The organism is Mycobacterium sp. NPDC003449, assembly GCF_053588415.1.
The window spans coordinates 1-16,826 of record NZ_JBSFPX010000079.1; the positions used below are offsets into that span (position 1 = coordinate 1).

A 16,826-nucleotide genomic window follows, 5' to 3' on the forward strand; every position below is an offset into this window, starting at 1 on the left:
GGCGCTGGCGGCCGCCAGCGCCTCCCGGATCAGCGGGGCCACGGGATCTACTGGAGTGCCTACCGAAAGGTCGACGATGCCGTCCGGGTGCGCCCTGGCCGTCGCGGTGACATCGGCCAGGGTGTCCCAGGGAAACTCCGGCAGCGCCGAGCGGGCCGATCGCGCCCTCATCGAGATGACCTCAGCCGACAGTGTCAGTCCTCACCTTGCGGCGGCAGATCCTTGATCGCCTGCGGGTCGTTGTCGGTCTGGCCCACCTTGGAGGCGCCACCCGGCGAGCCCAGCTCGGCGAAGAAGTCGGCATTGGCCTGCGTGTAGCTGGCCCACTGGTCTGGCACATCGTCTTCGTAGTAGATGGCCTCGACCGGGCAGACCGGCTCACAAGCACCGCAGTCCACGCACTCGTCGGGGTGGATGTACAGCATGCGTCCGCCCTCGTAGATGCAGTCGACGGGGCATTCCTCGATGCATGCCTTGTCTTTGACGTCGACGCAGGGTTCGGCAATGACGTACGTCACTGATGTCTCTCCTGTCCAGTGGGCTGCTGGTCGGGCTCGGGTCAGGGCTCGTGAGCCCGGTCCGGTAGTGCGTGGCCAGTATGCGTTGGCCGTACCTGGACGCGCGTCTCAGTGTGCCCTAACTTCACACGCCGCCCGGTAGGGGTGGCGTGTGGTTACTGATACTAACCGTTGCAGATACACCTCGCCTAGGGGCCACCACTATGCACTTCACTGCAGTGCAACACGTTGCATAGGACCGCCGGTTCCGCCTACCCTTCAGCCATGGCCCTCCAGCACGCCATCCTGGTGTCGCTCTGCGAACAAACCGGGTCCGGATACGAACTCGCCCGCCGGTTCGACCGCTCGATCGGCCATTTCTGGGCCGCCTCCCATCAGCAGATCTATCGCACCCTGCGGACCATGGAGCGCGACGGCTGGGTTCGCGTCACCCCGGTGGTCCAGCACGGACGGCCGGACAAGAAGGTCTACACGGTCTCCGACGACGGGCGGGCCGAGCTCGCCCGCTGGATCGCCGAACCCGTCACCGGAGCCAGGTCCGGTCGCGGCGGGTCGGTGGCCGACAACCGCACCAGGGATCTGGCCGTCAAAGTGCGCGCGGCCGCCTACGGTGACGTCTCGGCCCTGCGCACCCAGGTGGACGCGCTGCGCGCCGAACGGGCCGCGCTGCTCGACACCTTCCGCGGGTATGAGAAGCGGCAGTTCCCCGATCCGTCATCGTTGACCGGCAGCGCTCTGCATCAGTACCTGGTACTGCGCGGCGGCATCCGCGCCGAGGAGAGCGCCATCGACTGGCTGTCCGAAGTATCCCGAGCCCTGGAGTCGTCGTGAAATATCCGAACCTGTTGTCGCCGTTGAATCTTGGATTCACCACGCTGCGCAACCGGGTGGTGATGGGTTCGATGCACACCGGCCTGGAGGACCGGGCCCGCGATACCGGGAAACTCGCCGAGTACTTCGCCGAACGCGCCCGCGGCGGCGTCGGGCTCATCATCACCGGCGGCTACGCGCCGAACAAGACCGGCTGGTTGCTGCCGTTCGCGTCACAACTGGTGACCTCGGGCGAGGCGCGCAGGCACCGCAAGATCACCCGCGGCGTGCACGACGCCGACGGGAAGATCCTGCTGCAGATCCTGCACGCCGGACGCTATGCCTACCACCCGCTTTCGGTGAGCGCATCGTCGATCAAGGCCCCGATCAACCCCTTTCGGCCGCGCGCGCTGCGCGACGTCGACGGCACGATCGGCGACTTCGTCCGGTGCGCGCTGCTCGCCCGCGAGGCGGGTTATGACGGTGTGGAGATCATGGGCAGCGAGGGCTATCTGCTCAACCAGTTCCTGGCACCACGCACCAACAGGCGCACCGACGCATGGGGTGGCACACCGGAGAAACGGCGTCGATTCCCGGTCGAGATCGTACGGCGGGTGCGCGAGGCGGTCGGCACCGACTTCATCGTGTGCTACCGGATGTCAATGGCCGACTACGTCGAGGACGGTCAGAGCTGGGATGAAATCGTCGCGCTGGCAATCGAAATCGAGGAGGCCGGGGCCACGCTGATCAACTCGGGCTTCGGCTGGCACGAGGCGCGGGTGCCGACCATCGTCACCTCGGTGCCCAACAGCGCGTTCGTCGACATCAGCAGTTCACTGGCCGAGCACGTGCGGGTCCCGGTGGTCGCTTCGAACCGGATCAACATGCCGCAGAACGCAGAACAGATCCTGGCCGAAACTCACGTCCAGCTGATTTCGATGGCCCGGCCGCTGCTGAGCGACCCGGAGTGGGTGCGCAAGGCCGCGGCCGATGCGGCCGACGAGATCAACACCTGCATAGCCTGCAATCAGGCCTGTCTCGACCACGCGTTCGTCCACAAGAACGTGTCGTGTCTGCTCAATCCGCGGGCGGGGCGCGAAACCTCGCTGGTACTCGCGCCGACCCGCCGGGCCAGATCGGTGGCCGTGGTGGGGGCAGGCCCGGCCGGGCTGGCCACCGCGGTCAGCGCGGCCCAGCGCGGGCACCGGGTGACGCTGTTCGAGGCCGGATCGCGCGTGGGCGGCCAATTCGACCTGGCCAGAAGGATTCCCGGCAAGGAGGAGTTCAACGAGACGGTCCGCTACTACACCACGATGCTGGGCAAGCACGGTGTGGCGGTGCGGCTGTGCACCCGTGCCGGCGTCGAGGAGTTGACCGGCTTCGACGATGTCGTGCTGGCCACCGGGGTCACGCCGCGGATGCCCGACATTCCCGGCATCGACCATCCGATGGTGCTCAGCTACGCCGAGGCGATCAGCGGGGCGCCGGTCGGCAAGACGGTGGCCGTGATCGGGGCCGGCGGGATCGGGTTCGATGTCAGCGAGTTCCTGACCACCGATCAATCCCCGACGCTCAACCTCAAGGAGTGGAAGGCCGAATGGGGGGCGGCCGATCCGCAGGAGGCGAGGGGTGCGCTGACCACCCCGCTGCCCGCCCCCGCCGTACGCGAGGTGTATCTGCTGCAGCGGACCAAGGGCCCGCAGGGCCGCAAGCTGGGCAAGACCTCAGGTTGGGTGCATCGGGCGTCACTGAAAGCCAAAGGCGTCCAACAGTTGTCGGGGGTCAACTACGAGCGCATCGACGATGCCGGGCTGCACATCAGCTTCGGCCCCGAGCACGCCGACGCCCGGGTGCTCGCGGTCGACAACGTGGTGATCTGCGCGGGCCAGGAATCCGTGCGCGACCTCGAAGCCGCGCTGCGCGACCGCGGTATCGAACCGCACGTCATCGGCGGGGCGGCACTCGCGGCCGAACTCGATGCCAAGCGGGCGATCCGCCAGGGCACCGAGCTGGCCGCGCGGTTGTAGGAACTTCCTTCCGTTCTTCCCGCGGGCAGACGCATCGGTACCCGAAAACGAGCCCGTTCGGGTACACGCGCGTCTGCTCGCCGGAGAAACGGGGTCAGGCCTGGCGCAGTGCCTCGATCTCGAGGGCGATGGTGACCTTGTCGCCGACGACGGCGCCACCGGTCTCCAGCGGCATATCGATGTCAATGCCGAAATCCTTGCGGTTTAAAACAACCGAGGCCTCGAAGCCGGCGACGGCACCGTGGCCCATACCGGGGTTGACGCCGTTGAACGCCAGCTCGAGGCTGACCGGCTTGGTGACGCCATGGAGGGTGAACTCGCCGTCGAGGACGTAGTCGTCGCCCTTGGCCGTGACTCCGGTCGAGCGGAACGTGGCGGTCGGGTACTTCTCGGCGTCGAAGTAGTCGGCCGCCTTCAGGTGCGCATCGCGCTGCTCGTTGCCGGTATCGACCGAACCGATCACGATCTCGGCGTTGACCGACGGGGTGCCGTCCTCGGCGACGACGACCGCACCGGAGAAGTCCCGGAACGCGCCCCGCACCTTGCTCACCACCAGGTGGCGCACGGAAAACGAGATGGACGAGTGCACCGGGTCGATGGCCCAGGTGCCCGCGGTGAGGTCGGTGGCTACTGCAACGGTCATGGCGTCTCCTTGGTCTCGGGGGCCGGCGCGTCCGGCACCCCTCCCCAGACTAAACGGACCATGGTCCGATTTCATTCCGGCGGCTTTTGGAGAAATACCGTCGATCTTGACGACGGCGGTGCATCATTCGTCTGCTCGATAATTTTCCGTCATGTCAATTTTAGATCGGATCCCCATGCGTCGTCTCCTGCTCGGTCTCGCCTGCCTGGCCCCGGTGGCCGGACTCATCACCGCCCCCACCGCGGGCGCCTTCCCCAATTGCGCTGCCGCCCGCGCCGCCGGCGCCGCCCCGCTGTATGCCGGGCAACCGGGGTACAGCTCAAAGCTGGATCGCGACGGCGACGGCGTCGCATGTGAGACCGGCGGGGGCGGTAGCGCATCCGCCACCGGAGGGTTGCCGCTCTATGGCACACCGGCAGCTCCGACCCCGGCTGCTCCCCCGGCAGCCGGCGGCGTCTTTACCACCGTCGTGAACTGGGCGGGCGCTGACTGCATCGAGATCACCGCTCCCGACGGTGCGACCGGTACGTTGCAGACGGCGACGCACTGCGGTGGCCGGGCGACATTCTCCGCGAGCGGCACCGGCGATCAGATGGTGGGCGCCGACCCCGTGATCGGAGACGCGACGATGCTGGCATGCGAGATCCTCGCCGGCCGACTCGTCGACTCCGGAACGGCAGGCGACGGACACGATGTCAACTGCCTGACACCAGCCGGCGCACTGCCGTAGCCGACGAGCGTGCGTGGATTGCCGACGAAATGCGGCGCGCCTACCAACAGACACGCGCGCTCGCGGTGCAAAGAAGTCAGGCGGCCAGCGGGGTGTAGTCGGTGGTGCGCTGCCGGGCGGGCCTGCCGATCCCCTCGGCTATCGCCGTCAACTCCTCGACGGTCTTGGCCGAGCCGTTCTCCGAGCCGGCCATCCGGGAGATGGTCTCCTCCATCAGCGTGCCGCCGAGATCGTTGGCGCCGCCGCGCAGCATCACCTGAGTCCGTTCGATACCCAACTTGACCCAGCTGGTCTGGATGCTCGGGATCCGGCCGTGCAACATGATCCGGGCCAGCGCGTGCACGGCCCGGTTGTCGCGGTGCGTCGGACCCGGACGCGCCCCGCCGGCCAGATACAGCGGCGAGGACTGGTGCACGAACGGCAGCGGCACAAATTCGGTGAACCCGCCGGTCCGGTCCTGGATCGAGCGCAGCACGTTGAGATGGCCCACCCAGTGCTTGGGGGTGTCGACGTGGCCGTACATCATGGTCGACGACGATCGCAGGCCCACCTCGTGAGCCGTCGTCACCACGTTGATCCACTCCGAGGTGGGCAGCTTGCCCTTGGTCAGCACCCAGCGCACCTCGTCGTCGAGGATCTCGGCGGCGGTGCCAGGGATGGTGTCCAGGCCCGCCTCACGCAGCGACGTCAGCCACTCCCGCACCGACAGACCGCTGCGGGTCACCCCGTTGGCGATCTCCATCGGGGAGAACGCGTGCACGTGCATCGACGGCACCCGGGCCTTGACCGCGCGCACCAGATCGGCGTAGCCGGTGACGGGCAGCTCGGGATCGATCCCGCCCTGCATGCACACCTCGGTCGCGCCGGCGACATGCGCCTCCCAGGCCCGGTCGGCGACCTCATCGGTGGACAGCGAGTAGGCGTCGGCGTCGCCCTTGCGTTGGGCGAACGCACAGAACCGGCATCCGGTGTAGCAGATGTTGGTGAAGTTGATGTTGCGGTTCACCACGAACGTCACATCGTCGCCGACCACCTCGCGGCGCAGCGAATCCGCCAGCGCGGTAACGGCTTCCAGGGCCGGGCCGTCGGCGGTGGCCAACGCCAGATACTCGTCGTCGCTGCAGGCCGCCGGATCGCGTTCGGCCGAGCGCAGCGCGGCGAGCACATCGGTGTCGATGCGCTCGGGTGCGCGGGCCGCGAGTTCGGTGACCTTGGCCCGGATCGACTCCCAGTCGCCGAAGGCGCTGTCGAGGTCGCTGCGGGTCTCGGTGAGCCGCCCCTCGGAATCGATCGCGGCGTGCAGATCGGTGCGTCCCAACGACTCCGAGGCCTCATCGGGTTCCTGCCATGGCCGCCCGACCGGGTTGACGTCGAGCGCATATCCGGTGTCGGGATCGGCCAGGGCGTCGACGTGGCCACGCACCCGCGGGTCGATCCAGGCCGCCCCGGCCCGCACATACTGCGGCTGGGCGGTCAGCCGCTGCACCAGGTCGTAGCCGGCCTCGGCGGTCACCTCGGCGAGATCGTCCAGGGCGGGCCAGGGCCGCTCGGGGTTGACGTGGTCGGGAGTCAGCGGCGACACCCCGCCCCAGTCGTCGACACCCGCGCCGATCAGCGCCAGGCATTCGTCGCGCGACACCAGGTTCGGCGGCGCCTGAATCCGCATCTTCGGGCCGAGCACCAACCGGGTCACCGCGATGGTGGCCAGGAAATCCTCCATACCGGCATCCGGCGCCGAGGCCATCGCGGTATGGTCCTTGGCCCGGAAGTTCTGCACGATCACTTCCTGAACGTGACCGAACTCCTTGTGCGACTTGCGGATCGCGTGCATGGTCTCGGCCCGCTCGACCAGCGTCTCGCCGATGCCGACCAGCAGGCCGGTGGTGAACGGGATCGAGAGCCGGCCGGCATCGTCCAGGGTGCGCAGCCGTACCTCCGGATCCTTGTCCGGGCTGCCGTAGTGAGCTAGGCCCTTGGTCTTGAACAGCCGCCGCGACGTGGTCTCCAGCATCATGCCCATCGACGGGGCGACCGGCTTGAGCCGCGACAGCTCCGACCAACTCATCACACCGGGGTTCAGGTGCGGCAGCAGGCCGGTCTCCTCGAGCACCCGGATCGCCATGGCCCGGACGTAGTCGAGGGTCGAGTCGTAACCGCGCTCGTCCAGCCACTGCCTGGCCTCGTCCCAGCGCGCCTCGGGCCGGTCACCCAACGTGAAAAGGGCTTCCTTGCAACCCAGCTCGGCACCACGGCGGGCTACGTCGAGGATCTCGTCGGGTTCCATGTACATGCCCGTGCCCTCGGCCCGCAGCCGCCCGGGCACCGTGACGAACGTGCAGTAGTGGCAGGTGTCGCGGCACAGATGGGTGACCGGGATGAACACCTTTCGCGAATAGCTGACCGGCAACCGGCCGTGCGCACCGCGCCGGTCCGCCGAGGCCAGACCCGCATCCCGCACCCGCGCCGCGCTGGCAGACAGGTCGGCCAGATCGTCGCCGCGCGCGGACATCGCGATCGCGGCCTCGTCCACGTTGAGTGCGACCCCGTCTCTGGCCCGCCGTAACACCCGCCGCAACGCTGTGGGGCTGGGTGCCGCGGCCTTCGGGGGGACCGCGGGACTGGGCAGATCGGCGCCGTGCTGGGGGTTCAGAGCCACTCCCGTGTAACCCCGGCGTTGTCCACGATCATCCGCACATCTCACATTCTGAAACCCGGTGCGCCTGCCATGCCCACGACATAGGGGCCACAGTAGTCCCAGCACCGGTCGCCGGGTCGGCCCGCTGGGCTCGATCCGTTCCCGGATCGGTCCCCCGTCGTTTCCAATGTGTTATCCGACTCGCCCTCGCCGACACCCGGGACGGGAATTCCGTGGCGATATCGTCGTCGACGACGATATCTTTATGCGCAGGCCGGGCGGGATTTCAGGAGTGTGACGATGACGGTTTCTGTCCGGTCGTATCTGGTGGCGGGTGCGGCGGCGGCCACCGCGACCACCGTGGCCCTGGCGCCGATCCAGATCGCCCCGCAGGACGTCGCCGTGCCGGCGCATCCGGTCTCGGCGCAGCCCCATCTGACCCAGGCCATGGTCGACCTGCTGGCCGCCGCGAGCCGGACCACGTCGGCCCTGCCGGTGCCCGCCGAGCCGCCGACCGGGGGTGGAACCGCGACCGGATCGGCCCCGGAGGCGCTGGCCGCGGGCCCCGGGGACGTCACGACGCAGAACGCCGCGAGCGATTTCGTCACGTCCAGCTACCAGTTCATCCAGGGCTGGGTGGACTGGGGGGTCAACTACGGTGTCGACCTGGCCTACTGGGCGGGGGGCTGGGGCGTGCCGTTCGCGGGTCTGGCCGGCGCACAGGTCGACATCTTCTACTACGACCTGATCAGGCCGATCGCGAACACCGTGGTGTACAACCTGATCAACCCGGTGCTCAACGATCCGCTGAACCTGGGGGTCTGGGCGAGCGGTATCGGCGACGTGGGCTGGGCGGTGGCCGCCGCGGCGTGGAACACCGTGGTCGCCGAGGCCGACTACTTCCTGGGCTGGGTGCTGCCGCCCCTGCCGCCGCTGCCCCTTCCGCCGCTTCCGTTCGCCGCGGCGGCCACCGAGATATCGGCACTGCAGGTGACGACGCCGGTCGAGCCGGCCACCGAGGCCGTCGCCGGCGACGAGGATTTCGCCAAATTGGTCAAGGCCTTCACCGAAGGGCCCCTGACGGGTCCGATCGGCCGCATCCTGGCCGACGCCGGTCTGGGCAAGATCACCGACCCGTCCGACCAGGGTCCGCTGCAGTCGCTCGCCGACGGCGTCGAGTCCGGCGTCAGCGACGCCGCCGAGGCGATCGGCTCGGCCGCCGCGGAGCTGGGCGGCGCCCAGGAGCGCGCGACCGAGGTCGCCGAGGTGCCGGACTCGATCAAGACGGCGCTCAACGCCGACACCACAACCGGCAAGGCCACCGACAGGACCGAGGCGACCCGGCCGGCCAGGCCCGCGCCGAGGCCCGCCCGTTCGCTCGCGAACGGCCTGAAAGATCTCAAGGGCGCCGTCGGCAAGGCGGTCACCGATGCGGGCAAGGCGACCGAGACCGTCCGTCGGACCGTGCGCGACGCCCGCACGGCCGGGAAGCCCGAGAAGAGGGACAGGCTCGTCAAGCGGGTCAAGGCCGGCAAGGGCGAGAGGTCCGACGCCAAATCCGGCGGCACCACATCCGGCGGCACCGGAGACTAGCTCAGCCGAGGTGGCGGCGCCGCAACAGCCAGGCCGCGGGTAACGCGCCGAGCGCGATGAAAATCAGCGAGCTGTAGGCGAATACGCCCGGGCCGTTGAAGATCACATCGCTGCCCGGGCCGCCGAGGATCATCACCACGACGGCCGCCAGGAAGGTCCACAACGGGAGCCCGGATCGCAACAGTGAATCCGACCAGTGCATGGCCGACCACACCAGCACCGCGTTCACGGCGCCGCAGACGAGGGCACTGATCGGAAACGGGACGGTGCCGATGTACATCGGCAGGAGCAGCGCGCCGACCACGGCGGAGATCACGCCGTCGATGGCGAGCAGGGTGAGAACGATCCCCGCGAAGGCCGGCTCCGCGTCATCGATCGGAACGACGCGGGACGAGATCCGGATCAGGTCCGGTTCAGGTCGGGATGCTGTCGAGCAACGACACCATCGAGCCGACGACCCACTGGAAGTTGTCCGCTCGGTCCTGCCAGTGCTGGAGGTTCGGATCCAGATCGGGGTCCATGGATATCCCTTCGACGACTGTCCGGAGCTTACAACGTCCGGTTCGGTCTATTCCAGATCCAGCCCGGCGAGTAGGTCGGTTTCCCAGCCGCGGGCGTCGCGCGGGCCCGGCTCTCCCCCGACGAGCACATAATGCTCCTGCCCGAGCAACGGCAGCGCCAGCTTGTTCGACAGCGCGAGCGCCCGGCCGTGCGGCGCCACACTGACCTGGGTGGCGTGTGCCCGCAGCGCCGCGGCCTTGGCGGGCAGGTGTTCGGTGGCGTCGACGACGGCGTCGATGCTGTCGTCGGCGAAGCCGAACGGTACGTCGTCGACGTTCACCCTGACCCAGTCCTCGGGCAGGTCGGTCAGCCGGGCCAACCCGGAACCCATTGCGCTGGTGGCCATTACGGTCCAGTAGAACTTCGGTACGGTCCAGCCCACCGCGGCGGGGGCCGCGGCGACGGCCGTGGTGGTCACGCGATGGGTCTGGATGTGGTCGGGGTGGCCGTAGCCGCCGGCGGGGTCGTAGGTGACGACGACGTGCGGACGCAACTCGCCGATCACCGAGACCAGCTCACCGACCGCCTCGTCCATGTCGGCGTCGACGAAGCGCCGCGAACCCCGCGGCGGCGTCCCGTCCATCCCCGAGTCCCGCCAGTGCCCGGCCCCGCCGAGGAACCGGGGCGCACCGATGCCGAGCGCGCCCAATGCGGCCGCGAGCTCACCGATGCGGTACCCGCCGAGTTGATCCGCCAGGTCGGCGGCCAACTGGGCGTAACGCTCGCCGATCACCTCACCCTCCTCGCCCAGCGTGCAGGTGAGGACATGCACATCGGCGCACCGCGCGGCGTAGTGGGCGATGGTGGCGCCGGTGGTGAGGGTTTCGTCGTCCGGATGGGCGTGGACGAACAGCAGGCGTGCGGTTTCTCTGGGCATCGATAGCGAATGTAGCGCGCCCGGTCCCGGCATACCTTCACGCTGCCGTTCGTGGTGGCGCGGCCGCCCCGATCCGTCGAACGGGGCAAAATTTACGGTCCGGATGAAAGTGACGCTCACCGACATTTGGTTGCGAAAGGAAGCATCCGGCAAACTCCCGTTCGCAGCGGCGGGCATGACCCTCCCCCGGCAGGCCCCGACCGGCGAGTCCGGTCCGCCCCGTCACCACGGCCGACGACCCCCGATGCCGACGCAAAGCGCCGCCACCCGCCCGGTATCCGGACGTACCAGGGTCTGAACGTCCAGGCACTCGTGCGCAGCTAACCGTTGCGGGCCTCCGACAGATGTTTGCCAGCCGACACGTTTTCGGGCAAGGGATGCGCACGCGGCATGAGCGCGCTCACTAGACGAAACGGCGGCGCGCTCCAAAGAAGAGCTTTGACCAGCTAGTTCACCGTGAGAACGAACTGCGTTGCCAGCCCGCGCGGGATGAATTCAACTTTTCCAAATTGGAAGGTCATTTAACTTACTCTCGGGTAGCTTTGCGACGCCGGGGGATCAGCCATCCAGAGGAGATGTACATGCAAGTCGCAGCCCGTCCGTATCTCGCAGCCGGAGTCGCCCTCGTCGGGGCGAGCGCCATCGCGATCAGCCCCATCACACCGGCGCTTCCCGACCTCCACGTCCCAGCCGTCTCGTCGGCCGATGTCGAGTTGTCCGCACTGGCGGATCAGCTCGCGCTGCCCGACCCGATCACCCCGTGGGCCGACGTCCTGGCGACCGCGGTCGCCAATATCGGCAGCCTCGGTGAGTCGGTGCTGGCCGACCCGGCGCCCGCGCTGCGCCAGCTCATCGAGAATCAATTCGGCAATGCCACCACGATCGCCGATGGCCTGCAGAGCACGGTCACCGGTCTGGTCGACCAGCTCCGGCCGGACAACCCGGACGGCTTCACCGCGCAGCTCGGGGTGGCCCTCGGGCAGATCGGCGAGGGCGATATCACCGGCGCGACCGAGACGTTCAAGAACGCCCTGCTCGGGCTGATCCTGGCCCCCGTCGGCGGCTTGCTTCCCCTGCTCTCGATGCCGGCCACGATGGCGCAGAACTTCGCGAATGTGGTCGCAGTGGTACCGGATCTGGCACTGCCGATCGGGCTGGGCGCGATCAGTTCCGGGCTGGGCACCGTCACCGCGTTCGGGGACAGCGCGCAGGCCGTCTACGACGCGGTGAGCGCGGGTGATCCGGTGGCGGCGGTCGACGCCCTGATCAACACCCCGGCCACGGTCACCGGGGCGCTGCTCAACGGGTACGAGGGCGGTTATGTCGGCCTGCTGAGCACCAGCGACAGCGCCTTCACCAGGGGCCTCGTGCAGAGCCTGCTGGTCACGATTCCCCAAGCCGTCGCCGCGGCCATCGCGCCCGAAGCGGACCGGGCCAACCTCCTCTCGGGGCTGGGCGGAATTCTCGGGCCCGAGACCGACAGCACCGAGGAGGCCGCCGACACCCCGACGACGGTCAGCCTCAAGGTCTCCGAACCGGCCGCCGCCAAGGCCACCAAACCGGTCGCCGGCACCGATGCCGCGAAACCCGCCGCCGCATCGTCGGCCCCGGCCGACGAAACCCCTGCCGCGGCAGAGGAATCCGCCGGCACCGAGGCCGGCACCGAGGCCGGTACCAAGGCCGACCTGGTCAAGGACAGCCCCAAGGCCGAGCCCGGCAAGGTCGGCACCGCGCCCAAGACCGCCAGGACCAACCCACTCAAGCAGGTCCGCGACGGCATCCAGGGCACCGTCAGGAATATCTCCGACGGCTTCAAGAAGGCCGCCGAGGGCCTGTCCGGGAAGCCCGGCAAGCACGCCAAGACGAGCGAGGGCTCGAGCTCGCCGGACAAGACGGGCAGCGCCGGCAGCGCCGGCAGCGCCGGCAGCGCCGGCAGCGCCAAGAAGTCGGATTCCGCATCGGGTGGAAAGTCAAGCAGCGCAGCCTGATCGGCCACTCCGCGCAGTGGGCCCCCGCGCCGGAGCGGGGGCCCACTGTCGTCGGGACTATTTGGTCTTGGTCCAGCGCCCGGCGTCGCCGACGATCCCTACCGGGACCGCTCCGGTCAGGCTCACGTTCTGCACGCTCGGGCCCGCGGCGACGATCGTGGTGTCCTGCAGGATCGGCTGGACCGTCGACATATTCCACAGCCGGGGCTCGACGGCCTCGATCACCTCGGAGATGTCGGCCGAACCATCAAGTGCCGCATCAATTCTCGACTGTATGCTGCGGTCGCAGATGCCGGTGATATTGCTCGGTGCCTGTACCAGTTCGCCGGACTCGGGCGCCGGAATGGGCGCGGTCGGCGTCGTGGTGGTGGCCGACGGCGACGGCGTCGATGCGCTCGGGGTCGGCGACGGCGGCGGCGTCACCTGCGGCATCGCGGTGGAGACCGCGGTGGCCTCCAGCGCGCGGCAGCCGTACCGCGACGCCAGCGCGGTGGCCAGGTCTCCCCCGGCCTGATGCCAACCCACCACGGCGTCCACCCGGTTGTTGGTCAACGCATCCCCGTACAGCGCAACCGGATCCAGCGCCAGCACCGAGGCGTCGATCCCGACGTTGCGCAGCTGGTCGGCGGCGGTGTTGGCCACCGCCACCGAGGTCGGATCGTTGGATGCCACGCCGATCACCAACGACAGCGGCACACCGTCGCGGACGATGCGCTGCCGACCGGTCTCCGGCGGCGCGCCGGGGGCCGGTGCGCCCGACTCGTCGGCGGGTTCCGTCTCATAACCGGCGGCCTGCAGCAGTTCCAGGGCGGCCTCACGACCCATCGCGGGCGGCGCGGTGGGGACATAACCGGGATCCGACGGTGAACGCACCTGGGCCTGGGCGAGGGTGACGGTGTTGTCGTCGCCGGCACCCACCGAAGCCAGCAGGTCCACGTCGATCAGCCCCAGAATCGCTTTGCGCACTTGGGCATCGGCCAGCTTCGGCTGCTGGGCCCGCAGGCTCAACTGCATGACCCGCGGCGTGACGATACGGGCCGTTCGCACATCGGGAATCGCGCTGAGCTGGGCGAAGGTGGCCGCGCCACCGTGCACCTGGGCCACCTGGGTATCGCCGTTGCGGATCGAATCGGCCAGTGCCGCCGGGGCGCCGCCGCGGCGGAACAGCAGCAGATCCGGCTTGGCGGGCGCACTCCAGTACCGGTCGTTGCGAGCCAGCAGGATCTCATCGCGTTGCGGGTCAATGCTTTCCACCCGGAACTGGCCGCCGGTGACCGGAAGCACCCTGGCCAGGCCGGAGCCGAAACCGCCGGGGATGTCCTTGACGATGTGGGCGGGCAGGATGTCGTTGAACAGCTCGCGCCAGGCCGGGTAGGGCTGGGAGAACGTCACCACGGCCTGTTTGCCGCCCTCGACCGACTGCACCCCGGTGATCAGGTCGTAGCCCGACGGATCGACCACGCCGGGCTGGCTGACCATCTGGCGCCACAGATACCAGTAGTCGTCTGCGGCGATCGGCGCGTTGTCGGTCCACGACGCCTCGGGCCGGATCTTGTAGGTGACCGTGAACGGGTCCTGGCTCGTCACCTCGGCCGACTCCAGCAGCGTCGGGTCGAGTTCCCAGCGCGACCCGGTCGGCGACTTCGGATCGGCAACCGGGCGGAACGAACTCGGCAGCACCAGCGATGCGATCGCGGCGTTCACCGGAGACTGATCCGACAACAGATGCGGGTTGAAACCGGGCCCGATCGAGTCGATGGCCATGATGACCTGGGTGGCCTTGGGCGGGGGCGGCGGCGTGGTCTCCGACGTCTCGGTGCTCTGCGGGGCCGGTGGCGGGCTGACCGTGCAACCGCCGAGCAGCAGCGCCGGCACCGAGACGAACGCGCCGATGGTCTGGCAGGCGCGGCGGGACGGTGTCGGCACCCGCCCAGGGTAACGACCCGCCCGCCGGGCTCCGTGCAGCGCTCCGGCGTTCGGTCTCAGCGTCCTAGCCCCGCGCCTTGGCCCGTGCCTTTGCCCTGGCCCGCAGGCTCGCGGTGAGTTCCACCTTGCGCACCCGCACGATCTCGGGTGTCACCTCGACACATTCGTCGGCCGCACAGAACTCCATGGCCTTCTCCAGGTCCAGCTCCAGCGGCCGGGCCAGCGTCTCGATCACATCGGCCGTCGAGGAACGCATATTGGTCAGCTTCTTCTCGCGGGTGATGTTGATGTCGAGGTCCTCGGCGCGCGGATTGATCCCCACCACCTGGCCCTCGTAGGTGTCCTGGCCCGGTTCGACGAAGAACTGCCCGCGGTCGGCCAGCTGGATCATCGCGAACGGGGTGATCGAGCCGGTGCGATCCGACACCAGCGAACCGGTATGGCGGGCCCGGATCTCGCCGGCCCACGGCCGGTAGCCATCGAACACCGCGTTGGCGATGCCGGTGCCGCGGGTCAGTGTCAGGAAGTCGGTGCGGAATCCGATCAACCCGCGGCTGGGCACGATGAAGTCCATCCGGACCCACCCGGCGGCGTGGTTGGTCATCTCCTCCATCCGGCCCTTGCGGGCCGCCATCAGCTGGGTGATGGCGCCGACGAACTCGTCGGGACAGTCGACGGTCAGCGCCTCGAACGGTTCGTGCAGCTTGCCGTCGACGTTCTTGGTGACCACCTGCGGTTTGCCGACCGTCAGCTCGAAACCTTCCCGGCGCATCTGTTCGACCAGCACCGCCAGCGCGAGTTCGCCGCGGCCCTGCACCTCCCAGGCATCGGGACGGCCGATGTCGATGACCCGGATCGACACATTGCCGACCAGTTCGGAGTCCAGCCGGTTGCGCACCATCCTGGCGGTCAGCTTGTGACCGGATACCTTGCCCGCCAACGGTGACGTGTTGGTCCCGACGGTCACCGAGATCGCGGGCTCGTCGACGGTGATGCGCGGCAGGGCATGGGCGTGCTCGGGGTCGGCGAGGGTATCGCCGATCATGATCTCGGGGATCCCGGCGATCGCCACGATGTCTCCGGCCACCGCGACATCGGTCGGGTTGCGGTCGACACCCTCGGTCGCCAGCAGTTCGGTGATCTTGGCCGAGGTGATGACGGGTGAACCGTCGACCTCGCGCATCCACGCCACCTGCTGGCCCTTCTTGAGCCTGCCGTTGTAGATGCGGATCAGCGCGAGCCGGCCCAGGAATGCCGATGCGTCGAGGTTGGTCACCAACGCCTGCAGCGGGGCCTCCGGATCGCCCGACGGCGCCGGGATGTGCTCGAGCAGCACATCGAAGAGCGGGTCGAGGTTCTCGCCGTCGGGGTTCTCGCCGTTGGCCGGCTCGGTGGTGCTGGCGATACCGGCCCGTCCCGACGCGTACAAGGTGGGCAGGTCCAGCGCCTTCTCCGCGGCGACCTGCGCCTCGTCGTCGAGATCGGAGGCCACGTCGAGCAGCAGGTCGTGGCTCTCCTCGACGACCTCGGAGATCCGCGCGTCGGGCCGGTCGGTCTTGTTGACCACCAGGATCACCGGAAGGTGCGCGGCCAGCGCCTTGCGCAGCACGAACCGGGTCTGCGGCAGCGGCCCCTCGGACGCGTCGACCAGCAGCACCACCCCGTCGACCATCGAAAGGCCACGTTCCACCTCGCCGCCGAAGTCGGCGTGACCGGGGGTGTCGATGACGTTGATCACGGTCATCGAACCGTCGGCGTGATGCCGGTGCACCGCGGTGTTCTTCGCCAGGATCGTGATGCCCTTTTCCTTCTCCAGGTCACCGGAGTCCATCAGCCGCTCGACGGCGTCGTCGCCGCGGTGCGTCAGCGCACCCGACTGCCGCAGCATCGCGTCGACTAGGGTCGTTTTGCCGTGGTCGACGTGGGCCACAATGGCGACGTTGCGAAAATTCACCCGCTGATTCTCGCAGGTAGCCGAGCCGATCACGAAAACGAGAGAGCCCCGTCACGTTGAAGTCCGCGAAGCTCGCCGGCCGCAAACCGAAAAAGAAGTGTTGTCGCAGCAAGCCGAGGTGCAAGCGGTGCCCTGTCGTACTGCACAAGGTCCGCAAGGCCGACCTCAACGGGCTGCGTGGTGATGACCTGGACAAGGTCTTCAAACGTGCCAGGAAATCCTAAGGTTCGCGAGTACCGTTTGAGTTATCCGTCAGGTTGCTCAACGTGGTTGGAGGTACCGGTCATGACGGTTTACGAAGTTCTTACCGTCGCGCTGATCATGGTGCTGGCGACCGCCACGACGGTGGCGATCTATGTGGGCCTGGCCAACTGGATCGGGGCCTGCTATGTGGTGCGGTGCAGCGAATGCCACCACCTGACGTTCGCCTCGGTGAACCGTCCGCAGGAGTCCTGCGCGCACTGCCGTCATCCGATGCTGCTGCACCCGCTGTATGCGACACAGCATCCCGGGACGGTCCGGGTAGTCGGCGACCGGCTGCACTACTGACCGTCTCTCGGGTTC

12 protein-coding genes and 2 pseudogenes are annotated in these 16,826 nt (G+C 68.5%); 6 read left to right on the top strand and 8 right to left on the bottom strand.

Annotation, left to right across the window (positions count from 1 at the left end; genetic code table 11):
* Positions 1 to 171 (bottom strand): annotated as a pseudogene (locus ACWDTP_RS19950) (succinyldiaminopimelate transaminase); the annotation flags it as partial.
* A gap of 23 nt (positions 172 to 194) precedes the next feature.
* Positions 195 to 518 (bottom strand): ferredoxin, encoded by a 324-nt coding sequence (gene fdxA, locus ACWDTP_RS19955; protein ID WP_450022851.1) that lies wholly within the window; start codon positions 516 to 518, stop codon positions 195 to 197.
* A gap of 264 nt (positions 519 to 782) precedes the next feature.
* Between fdxA and ACWDTP_RS19960 the strand changes: the two genes are divergently transcribed.
* Together ACWDTP_RS19960 and ACWDTP_RS19965 are read left to right on the top strand one after the other, a co-directional pair.
* Positions 783 to 1,349, top strand: coding sequence for a PadR family transcriptional regulator (locus ACWDTP_RS19960; protein ID WP_450022853.1), 567 nt, complete (start codon positions 783 to 785; stop codon positions 1,347 to 1,349).
* Complete coding sequence (locus ACWDTP_RS19965; protein ID WP_450022855.1) at positions 1,346 to 3,355, top strand: FAD-dependent oxidoreductase; 2,010 nt, start codon at positions 1,346 to 1,348, stop codon at positions 3,353 to 3,355. Before ACWDTP_RS19960 ends, ACWDTP_RS19965 begins: the two co-directional genes overlap by 4 nt.
* Positions 3,356 to 3,449: 94 nt before the next feature.
* On the opposite strand, the gene ACWDTP_RS19970 is transcribed toward ACWDTP_RS19965, so the two are convergent.
* Positions 3,450 to 3,998, bottom strand: coding sequence for a YceI family protein (locus tag ACWDTP_RS19970; protein ID WP_450022857.1), 549 nt, complete (start codon positions 3,996 to 3,998; stop codon positions 3,450 to 3,452).
* A 256-nt stretch (positions 3,999 to 4,254) separates the two neighbouring features.
* On the opposite strand from ACWDTP_RS19970, the pseudogene ACWDTP_RS19975 reads away from it, so the two are divergent.
* Positions 4,255 to 4,356: pseudogene (locus ACWDTP_RS19975) on the top strand (excalibur calcium-binding domain-containing protein); the annotation flags it as partial.
* A 448-nt stretch (positions 4,357 to 4,804) separates the two neighbouring features.
* On the opposite strand, the gene ACWDTP_RS19980 reads toward ACWDTP_RS19975, so the two are convergent.
* The gene (locus tag ACWDTP_RS19980) at positions 4,805 to 7,384 is read right to left on the bottom strand and encodes a bifunctional FO biosynthesis protein CofGH (RefSeq protein ID WP_450022859.1); all 2,580 of its coding nucleotides are present in this window, start codon (positions 7,382 to 7,384) and stop codon (positions 4,805 to 4,807) included.
* A 279-nt stretch (positions 7,385 to 7,663) separates the two neighbouring features.
* Here ACWDTP_RS19980 and ACWDTP_RS19985 point away from each other — a divergent pair, with 279 nt between their 5' ends.
* Positions 7,664 to 8,956, top strand: a complete 1,293-nt coding sequence (locus ACWDTP_RS19985) for a hypothetical protein (protein WP_450022861.1) — start codon at positions 7,664 to 7,666, stop codon at positions 8,954 to 8,956.
* Between the two features lies 1 nt (position 8,957).
* Here the strand turns inward: ACWDTP_RS19985 and ACWDTP_RS19990 are convergent, their stop codons facing one another.
* Together ACWDTP_RS19990 and mshB are read right to left on the bottom strand one after the other, a co-directional pair.
* Entirely contained in the window at positions 8,958 to 9,272 is a 315-nt protein-coding gene (locus ACWDTP_RS19990; RefSeq protein ID WP_450022863.1) for a hypothetical protein, read from the bottom strand.
* A gap of 252 nt (positions 9,273 to 9,524) precedes the next feature.
* Positions 9,525 to 10,394 (bottom strand): N-acetyl-1-D-myo-inositol-2-amino-2-deoxy-alpha-D-glucopyranoside deacetylase, encoded by an 870-nt coding sequence (gene mshB, locus ACWDTP_RS19995; RefSeq protein ID WP_450022865.1) that lies wholly within the window; start codon positions 10,392 to 10,394, stop codon positions 9,525 to 9,527.
* A 581-nt stretch (positions 10,395 to 10,975) separates the two neighbouring features.
* Here mshB and ACWDTP_RS20000 point away from each other — a divergent pair.
* Positions 10,976 to 12,382, top strand: a complete 1,407-nt coding sequence (locus ACWDTP_RS20000) for a hypothetical protein (RefSeq protein WP_450022867.1) — start codon at positions 10,976 to 10,978, stop codon at positions 12,380 to 12,382.
* Positions 12,383 to 12,439: 57 nt separating this feature from the next.
* Here ACWDTP_RS20000 and ACWDTP_RS20005 read toward each other — a convergent pair whose 3' ends face one another.
* Together ACWDTP_RS20005 and typA are read right to left on the bottom strand one after the other, a co-directional pair.
* Complete coding sequence (locus ACWDTP_RS20005) at positions 12,440 to 14,308, bottom strand: ABC transporter family substrate-binding protein (RefSeq protein ID WP_450022869.1); 1,869 nt, start codon at positions 14,306 to 14,308, stop codon at positions 12,440 to 12,442.
* Between the two features lie 64 nt (positions 14,309 to 14,372).
* Positions 14,373 to 16,262, bottom strand: coding sequence for a translational GTPase TypA (gene typA / locus ACWDTP_RS20010; protein ID WP_450022871.1), 1,890 nt, complete (start codon positions 16,260 to 16,262; stop codon positions 14,373 to 14,375).
* Positions 16,263 to 16,547: 285 nt separating this feature from the next.
* On the opposite strand from typA, the gene ACWDTP_RS20015 reads away from it, so the two are divergent.
* A complete protein-coding gene (locus ACWDTP_RS20015) occupies positions 16,548 to 16,811 on the top strand; it encodes a hypothetical protein (RefSeq protein WP_450022873.1) in 264 nt (87 codons plus the stop codon).
* The last annotated feature ends 15 nt before the right edge of the window (positions 16,812 to 16,826 follow it).